Genomic DNA, 13579 nt, shown 5'->3' with positions numbered 1-13579 from the left:
GGCTCACGGTATCCTTTTGTCTTTTTCCGGCGCGCCTGATCAAGCGGACAGCGCCGGTGTGGCAGTTGTGATGTCTGGCTACGCCTTGGGCACGAAGGCCGTGACTTCGATTTCGACCTTGGCCCTGACGTCGACCAACCCGTCGATGTAGAGTAGCGTCGACGGCGGGAAATTGCGCCCGAGTGTTTCCTTCCAGGCCGCACCGATGCCGGGACCTGCGGCCTCGTATTCGCTGCGGCTGGTCAGGTACCAGGTCAGGCGCACGATGTGCTCGGGGCCGGCGCCTGCTTCGCCAAGCAGCTTGACGATGCGCTTGAGCGCCGTGCCGACCTGCGCGGCCATGTCGGGAGCATAGTCGCCCTTCTCGTCGCCGCCGGTCTGGCCGGCCAGCACGACCCATTTGCCTGAAGCATCGACCTCGACACCATGCGAGAAGCCGCGGGGTTTCGACCATTCGGCCGGTTGCAAGATACGCATGCGTAGTTTCCTCTCCTTGGTCATTCCGGGATGGTCCGAAGGACCAGACCTCAGATGCGCAATTGCGCATCGGGGAATCTCGAGATTCCGGGTTCGATGCTTCGCATCGCCCCGGAATGACGACGGTGCTTACCACTGAACCGGCAGCCGCTCCCACAGCAAAATTGCGAAGGCGTGCATCGCTGCCCCCGCGCATTTGCGCGTTGCAAATTGTGGCGCGCTCGCCGATACCGGCCTGCTCTCAACGATCTCCCCGCGAATGGACCGCACACAATCCAAAACCCTGGCCGCGCTTTGGATGGCCGGCTGGCTGACCCTGATGCTGATCATCGCGATCGCCGGGCGCGAGGCGGCGCGCGAGATCAACGTGTTCCAGCTCATGGAGATGCGCTCGATCCTCGGCTTTCTGATGCTGTACCCGCTGATCCGCGCCCGGGGCGGATTTGCCATGATGAAGACGGCGCGGCTGCCGCAGCACGTTGCGCGCAACCTCATTCACTATGGCGCGCAGCTCGGCTGGTTCTTTGCGCTCACGCTGATCCCGATCGGTCAGGTGGTGGCGATCGAATTCACTATGCCGATCTGGACCGCAATCCTGGCCGCCGCGTTTCTGGGCGAGCGCATGACACTCTGGAAGATCGCTGCGATCGTGCTCGGAATCGTCGGCGTCGTGGTCATTGTTCGACCCGCCGCCAGCGAGATCAATCCGGGGCAGTTGATTGCGCTGGCAGCCGCGGTCGGGTTCGGCGTTTCGGTGGCGATGGTGAAGTCGCTCACCCGGACCGAGCACACGCTCTCGATCATGTTCTGGATGCTGGTGATACAGTCTGCGGCCGGTCTCTTCCCCGCGCTCTACGTCTGGACCTGGCCGCCGGCCCATCTCTGGGGCTGGGTGGTGGTGATCGCGTTTTGCGGCACGTTCTCCCACTACTGCATGGCGCGCGCGATGCTGCACGCGGATGCCACCGTGGTGATCCCGATGGATTTTCTGCGGGTTCCATTGAGCGCCGCCGCGGGCTGGCTGATCTATTCGGAACGGCTGGATGCATTCACCGTGTTCGGCGCGGCGCTGATCCTCACCGGCAATCTGTTGAACCTGAAACCGAATCCTTCGCCTGCGCGCGTGCAAGGCTGAAGTTTATTTCCCGGGCTGTGATCTAGATCACGCTACGGCGCGTGTCGCGACGGTAACGGATGGCTCCGGATTTGGCCGTTTGGCTGCTTTTTTGTGGTGCGAAGCAGGCGATATTTGTAATGTCCAGCCAGCGTTACAGCCAAAGCCTTTGTTGATTCTGCAGGGGGATTTCTTATGCGTTACCCAACGCTCATTTTGTCCGTCATATGCATGGTCTTTGCGACCGGAACCGCTCAAGCCGAAAGGCGCGTCGCTTTCGTCGTCGGCAACGGCACCTACAAGAACGTTGCTCCGCTTCCGAATCCTTCCGTGGACGCAAAGGCGATGGCCGCCGCGCTACGCAATGTCGGATTCGAGGTGGTCGAGGGGTCCAACCTCACGCGCGACAAGATGACCGAACGTCTGCTCGACTTCGGCAAGAAGGCGCAAGGCGCCGACGTCGCGCTGTTCTTCTATGCCGGCCATGGCATTGCCATCTCCGGCACCAACTATCTGTTGCCGATCGACGCCGACATCAAATCCGAAATGGACGTCAAACTCGGCGCCGCGATCAATATCGACCTCACCCTCGAGCAGACCATGGGCGATGCCAAGGTCAAGCTGGTGTTCCTCGACGCCTGCCGCGACAACCCGTTCGCAGCCAAGATCAAGTCGAACTCCGCCACCCGCAGCGTCAACGTGCAGACCGGTCTGGCCGAAATGAAGTCAGGTGAAGGCACGTTGATCGCGTTTGCGACCGGCCCGGGCCAGACCGCGCTCGACGGCCAGGAAGGCGGCAACAGCCCGTTCACGCGCGCCCTGCTCGCCAACCTCACCCAGCCCGGCGTCGAGATCCAGCAGGCGATGACCAAGGTCCGTGCCCAGGTCAACGAAGAGACCAACAAGGGTCAGCTCCCCTGGGGCCACACCAACCTGATCGGCGCGGTTTACCTGAACGGCTCGCCCGCGCCTGGCGCCGTGGCGGCTGCAGCGCCGGCATCAGGTCCAAAGCCGGGCTCCGACGTCGAACTGGAGTTCTGGCGCTCGATCAAGGATTCCAACAAGCCGGAAGAGTTCAATGCCTATCTGACCAACTATCCCAACGGTCAGTTCCGGTCGCTGGCGCTGTCGCGGATTGCGTCGCTGGAGAGCGGTGCAAAGGATGCAACCCGCAACCTGAGCACGGGTATCGATCCCGCGACCTTCAAGGACGAAGCCAACCAGACCACCGAGGACCAGATCGGCCTCGACAAAGGCCAGCGCCGCGACGTGCAGCGCCGCCTGACCGGACTCGGTTTCGATACCAAGGTCACCGGCCAGTTCGACGCCCCGACCCGCGCCGTGATCACGCGTTGGCAAGCGGCGCGCGGCTATCCGAAGAGCGGCTACCTCAACAAGCTGCAGCACAAGGCGCTGCTGACGGAGATCGTGGCGGCCGCACCGACTGCGAGTTCCGATGAGGAGCGTCCCGCCCCCAAGCGCCGCGCCCCCAGCACCGTTCAGGCGCAGCCTCAACCGCAGCAGCCCCCGCCGCAGCGCCAGTACAGCAACCCCGGCCCCGATCCGGCCGGTGCCGGACGCTTCATCGGCGGCGTCGTCGGCGGCATGCTGCGCTAACGGCGAGCGACCCATCTGCCAAAAAAGGCCCGGGATCATCCCGGGCCTTTTTCATTTTGAAGGTCGCAAAGCGAGTTCTAGACGGCGTGCTATCCGTGCTCCGTTATAAGCCCCTCATGGTGAGGAGCGCCACCGGGTCCGCGCGTAGCGCGGCCCGATGACAGGCTCCGCGCGTCTCGAACCATGAGGCCCATTCGTGGCCTACATCCTTCGAGACGCCCGCTTCTCGCGGGCTCCTCAGGATGAGGGGTTTGAGTAGCCATGACGCAGTAGAACTATTTGCCTGCAGCCTTTCGCAGCGCCTCGTTGATGCGATCCTGCCAACCCGGACCCCCCTCCTGAAACCATTCCAGCACATCTTGATCGATCCGCAGCGTGACCTGCTCGCGCACGCCGGGAACGGCGGTTTGTTTGGCCGGCGCTTGCGCCACCTTCGCGGTCGCGCGCTTGAATGCGGCCTCGGCTTCGGTGCGCGCATCGTTCAGGGTTCTCGGCCGCCGCGGCTGGTCCGCCATCGCTAAATTCCTTCAAACAAGGCCGTCGACAAATAGCGTTCGGAGAATGACGGCACGACGGCCAAAATGGTCTTGCCGGCACTCTCGGGACGCTTGCCGATCGCTAGCGCCGCCGCGATCGCGGCGCCCGAGGAGATGCCGCCGGGAATGCCCTCCATGCGCGCCAGCGCACGCGACATTTCGATCGCGGTCGGGCCGTTGACCCTGACGATCTCGTCGATCACAGAGCGATCCAGAATGTCCGGAATGAAGCCGGCGCCGATGCCCTGGATCTTGTGCGGCGTATGTTGGCCGCCGCCCAGCACCGGGCTTTCCTCCGGCTCGACGGCAACGATCCGCAAAGACGGCTTGCGCGGTTTCAGCACCTGTCCGACGCCGGTGATGGTGCCGCCGGTGCCGACGCCTGCAACGAAGAAATCGATGTTGCCGCCGGTGTCGTTCCAGATCTCTTCCGCCGTGGTGCGGCGGTGAATTTCGGGGTTGGCGAGGTTCTTGAACTGCTGCGGCATCACGGCGTTGGGCGTGGTGCGCACCAGTTCCTCGGCGGTTGCGATCGAGCCCTTCATGCCCTGCGCGGCGGGCGTCAGGATGATCTCGGCGCCGAGGAACGCCAGCATCTTGCGCCGCTCGATCGACATCGATTCCGGCATCACAAGCTTCAGCCGGTAGCCGCGTGAAGCCGCGACGAACGCCAGCGCAATGCCGGTATTGCCCGAGGTCGGCTCGATCAGCACGGTGTCGGCGTTGATCACGCCGGCCTTTTCCATCGCGATCACCATCGCGGCGCCAATGCGGTCTTTGACGCTCGCGGCGGGATTGAAATATTCCAGCTTGGCCAGGATGGTTGCGCCAACACCATGCGCCTCCGGCAATTTGCGCAGACGAACGATCGGCGTGTCACCGATCGCATCGACGATGGAGTCGAAGACCCGTCCCCGGCCCGGACGTTGCACTGCACTCGCGGCTGACGACGCATCCATCTCGACACTCCCAAAGCGATCATGTGCGGGGAAAAGGCGCTCTCCTACTTAGGAGGCGGCCACATCGATGCGCAAGCCGGAATTGCCGGAACGAAGAGTTCGCTGCATTGCAAAACAAGAACTTCGCTAAATATCGCGAAATCAACGCATTTGTGTTGCGACATCGTCAAAGATTTCTGATTATACTTTGGTCGTGAGCTGGGCCTGAGGTTCAGATCGCATGGAGGTCACGATGCCAGCTATTGCTGAAATCCTGTCGACCCTAGCATCTAGGCCAGATCCGCGCGGCTGCGATTTGCCGACCTGCCCCGTGTGTGCCGATACGATGGTGGCAGCGGAAGCCTCCGCCTACCTGCAGGACAACGTGATCAGCTATCTCTGGACCTGTGACACCTGCGGTTACGGCTTCGTGACCAAGCATTCGGTCAAGCGGTTCGCCTGTAATTGAGGGCATAGCGTTTTCAAGCGAAGTGGCGTGAAGTCCGGTTCGCGTGAAGAAAACGCGTCAAACCAAAATAGCCCATCTCGGAGCAATGTCACCGCGCGCCCAACCGGCGCGCGGTTGTTTTTGGATGCCTCGAAACTACCCTTGCCGATCGGTTCGGTGCGAGATGCGACTAGTACGGCTGCACAGGTATTCTGACAGGTTGAACCGGGGATCAAAGTAGCTCTGGCAGGTGTTTCGGATGAACTGAAGGCGAGTGAAGATTTTTGCAGCGAGTGCTCGCGCCAAAATTGGCCGCGCCTACCCCTTGGCAGGCGGCCCCCAAAACGCTCAGCCAATGAGTCATAATCACCGTGCAGCGGTACTAGAGGTAGGATAGCCACCAGTCGCTGCGACGTTCTTTGATGCCGGCAAACCAGTTGCAAAGCGGGTACAGCGCCGCCACAACCGCAAGCCAGACGGAAAAGACGCCCAGGAGGCCGACGCCGTATCCGTTCGGCTTGTCGGCAGGGAATGGACCAAACAGCCAGGCGGTCTCCGCACCGCTCGCCCACGCGAAGATCACCGCGAGCGCGTGGATGACAAAAACATGAACCAAATAATAGAAGAATGGAACGCGGCCGAAGGTGGTGACCCACGCCGCGAACCGGCCGCGCGCGTTCTCAACCGCAGCAAGCAGCAGCAATGTCGGCCCGATCGTCATGGCCAGATACAGCAGCGATGGCGGGTATTTTTCGCAGTTGATGAAGGACAGCAACGTCGCAATTGCACCGGCTTGAACGCTCCAGGGCGCGGGGTCGCCGTAGACATTGCTCGCCCGCAGCAGAACGAAACCGATCACCGCGACGGTGCCCCATCCAACGAGCCAGCGCGTCCGCTTCGCACGATCGAGCGTGAAGACCGGACCGAGCGCGTAGCCCGCCGCCATCACGCCGATCCACGGGATCAACGGGTAGACCGCGAACCACTTCACGGTGGCGCCGAACTGCAGCAGAGCCGGCTCATGCAGGAAATTCCAGATCGGCGCGGCCGGGCCAAAGGCCTCTGCCTTGATGGGATCGAGTAGATTGTGCGAGGCGATCAAGACGAGCGCGATGGCCGCGACCGCACTGCGCGGCAGAAAGACCAGCACGGAGAGCGCAATCATCGACGCGCCGATAGCGAAGATGACCTGGCTGAAGAAGTAGCTGAGATCGAAGCTGAAGGTCCATGCAAGGCGGACGAGCGTGAGCTCGATCAGTACGAGCCAAATCCCGCGCGTGAGCAGGAAGCGGCTGAGCTGCCGCGTGCTACGGCCGCGCTCACCATAGAGGAATGCCGACACACCTGCGAGAAGGACGAAGGCGGGTGCACAGAAATGCGTGATCCAGCGCGTCATGAACAGCGCGGGATCGGTCACGTCGCGCGGGTTGAAGCCACCCGGGGCGAAGAAATCGCGCACATGGTCGAGCGCCATCAATACCATCACGAGGCCGCGCACGAGGTCGACGGAATCGATGCGCGTGCGCGCCGCCGTCTGCCCGGCGATTCCGTTCCTCGCCTGGCCGGTCCAGGACAGGCCTCCCCGTTGCCCGGCTTCGAAGCTCGCATTCATGATTTGATCCTCCCAGCGCACAAGTACGGCAAGGATGCGTGGGAGTTTCAGTCCGGCTGCCGCGCCGGCGCCTCAGCTCGCCAGCTTCACCGGCTCTTCAGGTAGTGAACGCCGATGGTGTTAGCGCTCGAGCGCGAGGGATTCAAAAGGCAACCGCGCAGCCCCCGCGGCATCGAACTGCTCGTTGATCCGAAACACCCGCCAGAGCTACTTTGATCCCCGGTTCAACCTGTCATAATCGCTGTGCAGCGGTACTAGGCTGCGTAGGCCCTGAAATTTTTAGACTTTTCCGCTGCCTCCGCCGAATTTCGCTCGGAGGACGCTTGTAGACCTCCGCAAAGACCGCATTGAAGCGGCGCAGGCTGCGAAAACCAGCCAGCGACGCAATCTCGGTCATCGGCAGTTTGGTATCATCCAAAAGTCGCTTCGCCCGCTGCACCCGTGCCGTCTTGGCAACCTGACCGGGGCTCGCGCCGAGATGCTTGTCGAACAATCGAGATAGATGCCGCGCCCCGACGCCAAGACGGGCCGCGAGCGCTTCAACCGTCGCCCGATCGAGTGCGCCCCTCGCTATCAGTCGCATCGCACGTTCGACCGTCGCCAATGAGCCCTTCCATGCCGGAGAGAATGGCGCCGTCTCTGGCCGGCACCGTAGGCACGGCCGAAATCCGGCGCGCTCCGCCGCCGCTGCAGATGGATAAAAGGACACGTTCTCCGCCTTCGCGGGGCGAACCGGACAGACCGGACGGCAGTAAATGCGCGTTGTCCTGACGCCTGAAAAGAACCGACCGTCGAACCGTCGATCACGGCTGACGCGAGCCCGCTCGCAGGCTGCGACGTCCAGATTGCCAAGCTCCGCCCTTGCCGACGACGGAGTCCGTTTGCGGCGAGCCATTCCGCGCTCCTGATGCTACGTCGTGCTCATCTTATGTTTCGGGAGAACGGAGACAATGGTCGCGGCGAGCCGCTTCTTTGGATGGTCAGTTGCCTGGTCGGCGTTTGCGATCGCCGTGTTCGCCTGGGGCATCGGGTTCTACGGCCCTTCGGTATTTCTCCAATCGCTGCACGAATCGCGAGGTTGGCCGATCTCGAAGATTTCAATGGCTGTCACGGCTCACTTCTTGGTCAGCGCAATCATCATAGCCTATCTGCCGGAGATTCATCGCCGACTGGGGATCGCCACAACGACGTTCATTGGAGCGGTCGCAACGGCGACGGGCCTGATTTTTTGGTCCGGCGCACGCGAGCCGTGGCATTTGTTCGTCGCGACTATCCCGAGCGGGGCTGGTTGGGCCATGACGAGCGGAGCAGCGTTGAACGCCATCGTGGCAAAATGGTTCGATCGCGACCGGCCGGTGGCGATCGCCCTGGCATTCAATGGCGCCAGCGTCGGCGGCGTGCTGTTCGTGCCGATATGGGTCTACCTGATACGATCGATCGGATTCCCATCAGCAGCGCTCCTCGTCGGAGGCTGCATGGTGGCTACGGTTGCATATCTCTGCGTCAGGTTCCTGGCTAGGTCGCCCGGCCAAATGGGCCTGGCGCCAGACGGCGATGCATCGCATAGGGCAGCACCGAGCCAAAGGCCACGACGGACACGCACCGAGATCATTCGAACCTCACGCTTCATCACGATTTCGGCCGCCTTCTCGCTTGGCCTGTTCGCACAGATCGGCCTGCTCGCTCACCTGGTTGCTCGTCTGACGCCGGACCTTGGGATCAGCTACGCGGGGTTTCTTGTCAGCCTGGCTACGATAAGTGCCATCATAGGCCGAACCCTCGTTGGGAAATGGATCGGTGAGCATGATCGCCGTTTAGCGGCTGCGATCAACTTTGCCGTGCAGATTGGCGGCGTCCTATGGCTGATTTTCAGTACTGGATGGGTCGGTCTTACGCTCGGATGCGTTCTCTTCGGTCTCGGCATCGGCAATCTGACGTCACTCCCGCCATTGATCGTGCAGAAGGAGTTCGAGCGCGAGGATGTCGGCACCGCAGTGGCGCTCATTATCGCGATCAACCAGGGGGTATTTGCATTCGCACCTGCAATCATTGGCGCCATGCGTGACACGACGGCCAATTATCAATTGCCGTTCGCACTCATTGCGGTGGTTCAGTTTCTGGCCGCAGCGATCATTCTGCTTGGCCAAAGGTCCGCACCCGCTTCAGCAACTTCAACTTGAAGATCGAGTTGCGCCCTGGCCAGTCCGCTCCCTAGCGCGGTGGTATGTCGCCCTTCGCCCATCCGGCGCGCGTTTGTTCTTGGAACGTCCCGAACGTGCCGGCGGTAATCGCGTCGCGCATGCCCTGCATCAGACGCTGGTAATAAGCCACGTTGATCTCTGACAGCAGCATTGCGCCAAGCGTCTCTCCCGACCTGACCAGATGATGCAAATAAGCGCGCGAGATGTTGCGCGCCGAGGGCCACTCGCTCTCCTCGTCGAGCGGACGCGGATCGTCGGCATGACGGGCGTTACGCAGATTGATCTGGCCGAAGCGGGTGAACGCCATGCCGTGCCGCCCGTTCCTTGTCGGCATCACGCAATCGAACATGTCGATGCCGCGCGCCACCGCTTCCATCAAGTCCTCCGGCGTGCCGACGCCCATCAGATAGCGCGGACGATCGACCGGCAGCGCCGGCGCGGTTTCCTCGATCATCGCCAGCATCACCGCCTGCGGCTCGCCGACCGCAAGTCCGCCGATCGCGTAGCCGTGGAAGCCGATGTCGACCAGTTCGCGTGCATTGATATGGCGCATCTCGGGAATGTCGCCGCCCTGCACGATGCCGAACAGCATGTAACCTTCCGGCGCGCTCTCGAACGCCCGCTTGCTGCGCTCGGCCCAGCGTAACGACAGCCGCATCGCGCGTTCGATGTCGGAGCGCTCGGCCGGCAGCCGCACGCATTCATCCATCTGCATCGCGATGTCGGCGCCGAGCAGCCGCTGCACCTCGATCGAACGCTCCGGCGACAATTCGACCTTGGCGCCGTCGATATGCGAGCGAAACGTCACGGCCTTTTCGCTCACCTTGCGCAGGTCCGACAGCGACATCACCTGGAAGCCGCCGGAGTCGGTCAGCATCGGGCCGTTCCAGCCGGTGAAGGCCTGCAAGCCGCCGAGCGCCGCGATCCGCTCGGCGCCCGGCCGCAGCATCAGATGGTAGGTGTTGCCGAGCACGATATCGGCGCCCGCATCGCGCACCTCGCGCCAATGCATGCCCTTCATCGCGCCCGCTGTGCCGACCGGCATAAAGGCCGGCGTTTGCACCACGCCATGCGGCGTGGTCAGTCGCCCGGTGCGCGCAGTACCATTGGTGGCGAGCAATTCGAAGTGATTGGGAAGACTCATGGCGCTGCTTATTGCGCGCCGGGGACGGGCGATCAACCGCCTATTGCGGGCACCGGGCAGCCCGCGGCCCACGCCGGACACAATTGACCCGCCCCTAGCGGGGAACAAGAGTCTCCGCCTCTGCGACGAGATTCGTCAGAAAAGTAAATCCCAGCGAGGCAACCCCGATCAGAGAGTTGTCTTCTACTTCAATAGTCTTGCCCAGGTGTTGGATTGGAGGATCGCAATAATCGCCAAAGCGGTCGTCATGCACCCTAACCATTTGAAGCGAGGGGCCATGCAAAATGGCGGGTGTTGTTTTAAGTTCTCCGGTGACGGAATCGCGGTATTCCATTATGCATTCTTCGTATTCGTTGAACATTAGAGGTTTGCCGTTCATACCGCGAGCATTGCCGCCGCGCGCAGCAACGCGCTTGATACCATGCTCATCTGAATTTCTGGCGTGATGCAGGAAACGCAATAGAGGGTCATCCTTCCGCTCTTTCTTTTTTCTACCAAACCACGGAGCGCTCTTGCCTTTTGCTTGCTTTGCACCCTGTTCTAACTTTGAATAGATCGTCGATGCGGCCAATAGGAAATCCGACCATGCCTCTTCGGCCTCTTCGTAACAGGTGGCCGTTTTCAGCGCGTATAGGGCCTTATCAGCCTTTCGAAGCCTTTCTTTGGCTTGTTCAACCGCTTGAGCGTCCATGACGAAACCCGATCCAACAAAGGCCCTGAATTTCAAAAGATTGTGCAGACGTTCCTGCATACAAAGCCACAGCCTCACAAGGCCAAGAAGTCTACGAAGGCTAAGCAGCCAAAAAAAGAAAGCTAAGGCATGCTGCCAGCGCTATTTGCGGACGCTGTTCGCCGCAAAGCGCATCTCGAGCATCCAGTTCAAGATTGTAGCGGCCTCGACCTCCATAGCACCGCTCGGAGGATGCCCAACAGCATCCTGGGCCTTCTGCACGGTTTCGCGGACTTCGGCGAGCGAAAGCCTGCCACTAGCCAACAAGGTCTCCAAAAGAGCGCTAGGAATCAGGCTGCCAGCGAACACACCGCCTAAGTCCTTCATCGTAACGTCCGACATCGAAAGCACCTTTTTGGTTGTGGCACTAGAAAGGTGCAATGTCAGGGTTATTCAGTCAATCCACCCCCCCAACGCGTCTCAGCTTTTCGCTTGTTAAATAAAACGATACCGTATAGTTTTATAAAAAGGCAAGACGGGATACCGTGGGCGATGAGGCCGGCGGCGGATAGTAGCGTGTACGGCGACTGACGACGAATGCCCTCCCCCTCTTTTTTCCCAGCTGGATCACTCCCCTCCGACCGGTGGATCAGGAGGGCAACCTCACGCCTGCTCAGGTCAGCCGTCTTGCTGTGCAGCCTCGCGGCTGCCGCCTGCACATCCCTGCCGCGGACGCCCTACAGCGCCGCGGATGCCTCTAGCTCCCGCGTGCTCGATATCGACGGCCTGCGGCGCTACACCGACGAACCCGTCACAAAATTCCGTTTCGAGAAAGACCTCTCCTCAACCAAGACCTATCTCGCGCTCTCCGGCGGCGGCGGCGATGGCGCCTATGGCGTGGGCGTGTTGAACGGCTGGACCGCAGCCGGCACCCGCCCGACCTTCTCGGTCGTCTCAGGCGTAAGCACCGGCGGCCTGATTGCGCCTTTCGCGTTTCTCGGCTCCCAATACGACGACACGTTGAGGGAGGTCTACACCAGCGGCATAGCGGAGAGCCTGCTTGCTGATCCCAGCATCATTCGCGTGCTGTTCGGATCCGGCCTGTTCGGCAATAAGCGACTGCGCGAGCTGGTGGCCCGCTATGTCGGGCCGGAGATCCTGGCCGCCGTTGCACGCGAAAATGCCAAGGGCCGAAAACTGCTCGTGGTGACGACCGATCTCGACACCCAACGCACGGTCGTTTGGGACATGGGAAAAATCGCCGCGCTCGGTTCGCCCGAGGCGTTGCGCCTGTTTCGCGACGTGATGGCGGCCTCCGCCAGCATTCCCCTGGTCTTCCCGCCGATCCTGATTGAAGCCGAGGGCCAGGGCCGGCGCTTTGAGGAGATGCATGTCGACGGCGGCGTGACCGCTCCGGTCCTGACGCTGCCGGATGCCCTGCTCTTCCAGGGACGTCTGCCCGGAAACAGCCGGATGAACATCTACATCCTCGTCAACAAGAAGCTCGAGCGAACTTTTGAGCTCGTGTCCAACAGCACGATCGATGTCGCCTCACGCAGCCTGTCGTCGATCACCCAGTCCCAGACGCGCTCGGTCATCTTCTCGACCTACGATTTCGCCAAGCGCAATCGGTGGGGCTTCCATCTGTCCTATATCGAGCGCGACTACCCCGCGTCGCCCTCAGAGGGGTTCGACACCGCCTATATGCGCGCCCTTTATCGGTATGGCTATGAGAAGGCTGCATCGGGCCGGGCCTGGACCTCGACGCTTCCGTGAGCCGCGCAGGAGCGGAACGACGACCTGCCCAGAGCGTTTTCGAGCGAAGTGGGTACCGGTTCGCGTCAAGAAAACGCGTCAAAACTAGAATCTGGACCGTCGACGATATGGCCAATTCGGCCAGATTCGCGATGACGCCCCTGTTACTGCGCGTTATAGAGCTATGACGACTATCACGATCGCGCAGGAATCGATGGGCATGGGATTGACTGCGACCAAGGCCAGACCGGCAAGACGAGACGTCCAGAAGTCGCGCGGCGGCCGGCCGACGAAGAGCGCCGCCATCGAGCGCGATCAGCGGCTGATCGAAGTTGCCACCCGTCTTTTTTTGGACCGGGGCTACGACGCAACCTCGCTTGATGCGGTTGCGGAAGCAGCCCGGGTCAGCAAGCCCACCGTCTATTCGCGCTACGGCGACAAGCGCGGGCTGTTTGCGGAGGTGCTGAGGCGCGAGATCGCGCGCTGGCTTGCGCCGCTTGCTGAAGCGGCGGAAGGGCAGCTCACGCGTTCGTCGGACATTTCGGTCGAGCAGCGCCTGATAGAGGTCGGGCGCGAGATGCTGATGTTCACCTGCGGACCCGATGCCGTTGCGTTCAGCCGCATGATGACGTCACAGGCCATCAACTTTCCCGACATTGCCAAACTCGGCAAGGAAGAGGGCTGGTTGAAGGCCGTTTCCACGACCGCGCGCTTCTTCGATCATTTGGTTGCACAGGGCGCCATGGACGTCGAGGATACCGGCATCGCGGCAGAGGTCTTTCTCGATGTTGTCGTCGGTCACACCCACCGCATGGCGACGTTCGGAACGCCGCTGGAGATGAAGTCCGCCGAAAAACGCATGCGCTTGGCGATCAGGCTGTTCCTGGCCGGTGCGCTTGGGCCATCGAGCCGCATTCAGTCCGTCCCCAAGGGAGCCATTAAGGGAACCGCTCGGCGACGTCCCTCCCGCTGACAATTCCGTGAGAACGGCGTTCACGTCGGGAGATGTCGTTGACCAAAACAAAACGATACGGTATGGTTTTGTTATAAGCGAAGTGAGCGAGTTC

Annotated in this window: 14 protein-coding genes; 6 read left to right on the top strand and 8 right to left on the bottom strand. The window is 61.6% G+C overall.

The genetic code is table 11. The annotated features are described in order from the left end of the window. Nucleotides 1–78: 78 nt before the first annotated feature. Nucleotides 79–477, bottom strand: coding sequence for a RidA family protein (locus tag LMTR3_RS23375; protein ID WP_065747309.1), 399 nt, complete (start codon nt 475–477; stop codon nt 79–81). A 259-nt stretch (nt 478–736) separates the two neighbouring features. Here LMTR3_RS23375 and LMTR3_RS23370 point away from each other — a divergent pair, with 259 nt between their 5' ends. Both LMTR3_RS23370 and LMTR3_RS23365 read left to right on the top strand, forming a co-directional pair. Next, entirely contained in the window at nt 737–1612 is an 876-nt protein-coding gene (locus LMTR3_RS23370) for a DMT family transporter (protein ID WP_065747393.1), read from the top strand. 174 nt (nt 1613–1786) lie between these two features. Further along, nucleotides 1787–3208, top strand: a complete 1422-nt coding sequence (locus LMTR3_RS23365) for a caspase family protein (protein ID WP_065747308.1) — start codon at nt 1787–1789, stop codon at nt 3206–3208. 275 nt (nt 3209–3483) lie between these two features. Here LMTR3_RS23365 and LMTR3_RS23360 read toward each other — a convergent pair whose 3' ends face one another. Beyond that, nucleotides 3484–3723, bottom strand: a complete 240-nt coding sequence (locus tag LMTR3_RS23360; protein WP_065747307.1) for a BrnA antitoxin family protein — start codon at nt 3721–3723, stop codon at nt 3484–3486. Nucleotides 3724–3725: 2 nt separating this feature from the next. Continuing rightward, complete coding sequence (gene cysK / locus LMTR3_RS23355) at nt 3726–4703, bottom strand: cysteine synthase A (protein ID WP_065747306.1); 978 nt, start codon at nt 4701–4703, stop codon at nt 3726–3728. Between the two features lie 232 nt (nt 4704–4935). Here cysK and LMTR3_RS23350 point away from each other — a divergent pair, with 232 nt between their 5' ends. Beyond that, nucleotides 4936–5151 carry a hypothetical protein gene (locus LMTR3_RS23350; RefSeq protein ID WP_057845369.1) on the top strand — a complete coding sequence of 72 codons (216 nt, stop codon included), beginning with the start codon at nt 4936–4938 and terminating at the stop codon, nt 5149–5151. Between the two features lie 361 nt (nt 5152–5512). Here LMTR3_RS23350 and LMTR3_RS23345 read toward each other — a convergent pair whose 3' ends face one another. Continuing rightward, entirely contained in the window at nt 5513–6742 is a 1230-nt protein-coding gene (locus LMTR3_RS23345; protein ID WP_084029766.1) for an acetyltransferase domain-containing protein, read from the bottom strand. Between the two features lie 232 nt (nt 6743–6974). Then, nucleotides 6975–7637, bottom strand: coding sequence for a bifunctional transcriptional activator/DNA repair enzyme AdaA (locus LMTR3_RS23340; protein WP_084029765.1), 663 nt, complete (start codon nt 7635–7637; stop codon nt 6975–6977). A gap of 55 nt (nt 7638–7692) precedes the next feature. On the opposite strand from LMTR3_RS23340, the gene LMTR3_RS23335 reads away from it, so the two are divergent. Further along, nucleotides 7693–8922, top strand: a complete 1230-nt coding sequence (locus LMTR3_RS23335) for an MFS transporter (RefSeq protein ID WP_065747305.1) — start codon at nt 7693–7695, stop codon at nt 8920–8922. 31 nt (nt 8923–8953) lie between these two features. Here LMTR3_RS23335 and tgt read toward each other — a convergent pair whose 3' ends face one another. The 3 genes from tgt to LMTR3_RS23320 form a co-directional block, all read right to left on the bottom strand. Next, nucleotides 8954–10087, bottom strand: coding sequence for a tRNA guanosine(34) transglycosylase Tgt (gene tgt, locus LMTR3_RS23330; protein ID WP_065747304.1), 1134 nt, complete (start codon nt 10085–10087; stop codon nt 8954–8956). 94 nt (nt 10088–10181) lie between these two features. Further along, the gene (locus tag LMTR3_RS23325) at nt 10182–10838 is read right to left on the bottom strand and encodes a hypothetical protein (RefSeq protein WP_065747303.1); all 657 of its coding nucleotides are present in this window, start codon (nt 10836–10838) and stop codon (nt 10182–10184) included. Between the two features lie 81 nt (nt 10839–10919). Next, on the bottom strand, nt 10920–11159 hold the full coding sequence (locus tag LMTR3_RS23320; RefSeq protein ID WP_141686764.1) for a hypothetical protein: 240 nt from the start codon (nt 11157–11159) through the stop codon (nt 10920–10922). A gap of 285 nt (nt 11160–11444) precedes the next feature. On the opposite strand from LMTR3_RS23320, the gene LMTR3_RS23315 reads away from it, so the two are divergent. Together LMTR3_RS23315 and LMTR3_RS23310 are read left to right on the top strand one after the other, a co-directional pair. Then, entirely contained in the window at nt 11445–12533 is a 1089-nt protein-coding gene (locus tag LMTR3_RS23315) for a patatin-like phospholipase family protein (protein WP_245319977.1), read from the top strand. Nucleotides 12534–12732: 199 nt separating this feature from the next. Next, nucleotides 12733–13485, top strand: a complete 753-nt coding sequence (locus tag LMTR3_RS23310) for a TetR/AcrR family transcriptional regulator (protein WP_065747390.1) — start codon at nt 12733–12735, stop codon at nt 13483–13485. Nucleotides 13486–13579: the final 94 nt, after the last annotated feature.

This window comes from Bradyrhizobium sp. LMTR 3 (genome assembly GCF_001693485.1).
Lineage (GTDB): Bacteria > Pseudomonadota > Alphaproteobacteria > Rhizobiales > Xanthobacteraceae > Bradyrhizobium.
Note: the sequence above shows the minus strand (reverse complement) of the source record. Positions and strands in the feature narration are given on the sequence as shown.

Coding starts and splice junctions, on each gene's coding strand:
- LMTR3_RS23375 (WP_065747309.1), bottom strand. CDS start 477: ATGCGTATCTTGCAACCGGCCGAATGGTCGAAACCCCGCGGCTTCTCG.
- LMTR3_RS23370 (WP_065747393.1), top strand. CDS start 737: ATGGACCGCACACAATCCAAAACCCTGGCCGCGCTTTGGATGGCCGGC.
- LMTR3_RS23365 (WP_065747308.1), top strand. CDS start 1,787: ATGCGTTACCCAACGCTCATTTTGTCCGTCATATGCATGGTCTTTGCG.
- LMTR3_RS23360 (WP_065747307.1), bottom strand. CDS start 3,723: ATGGCGGACCAGCCGCGGCGGCCGAGAACCCTGAACGATGCGCGCACC.
- cysK (WP_065747306.1), bottom strand. CDS start 4,703: ATGGATGCGTCGTCAGCCGCGAGTGCAGTGCAACGTCCGGGCCGGGGA.
- LMTR3_RS23350 (WP_057845369.1), top strand. CDS start 4,936: ATGCCAGCTATTGCTGAAATCCTGTCGACCCTAGCATCTAGGCCAGAT.
- LMTR3_RS23345 (WP_084029766.1), bottom strand. CDS start 6,742: ATGAATGCGAGCTTCGAAGCCGGGCAACGGGGAGGCCTGTCCTGGACC.
- LMTR3_RS23340 (WP_084029765.1), bottom strand. CDS start 7,637: ATGGCTCGCCGCAAACGGACTCCGTCGTCGGCAAGGGCGGAGCTTGGC.
- LMTR3_RS23335 (WP_065747305.1), top strand. CDS start 7,693: ATGGTCGCGGCGAGCCGCTTCTTTGGATGGTCAGTTGCCTGGTCGGCG.
- tgt (WP_065747304.1), bottom strand. CDS start 10,087: ATGAGTCTTCCCAATCACTTCGAATTGCTCGCCACCAATGGTACTGCG.
- LMTR3_RS23325 (WP_065747303.1), bottom strand. CDS start 10,838: ATGCAGGAACGTCTGCACAATCTTTTGAAATTCAGGGCCTTTGTTGGA.
- LMTR3_RS23320 (WP_141686764.1), bottom strand. CDS start 11,159: ATGTCGGACGTTACGATGAAGGACTTAGGCGGTGTGTTCGCTGGCAGC.
- LMTR3_RS23310 (WP_065747390.1), top strand. CDS start 12,733: ATGGGATTGACTGCGACCAAGGCCAGACCGGCAAGACGAGACGTCCAG.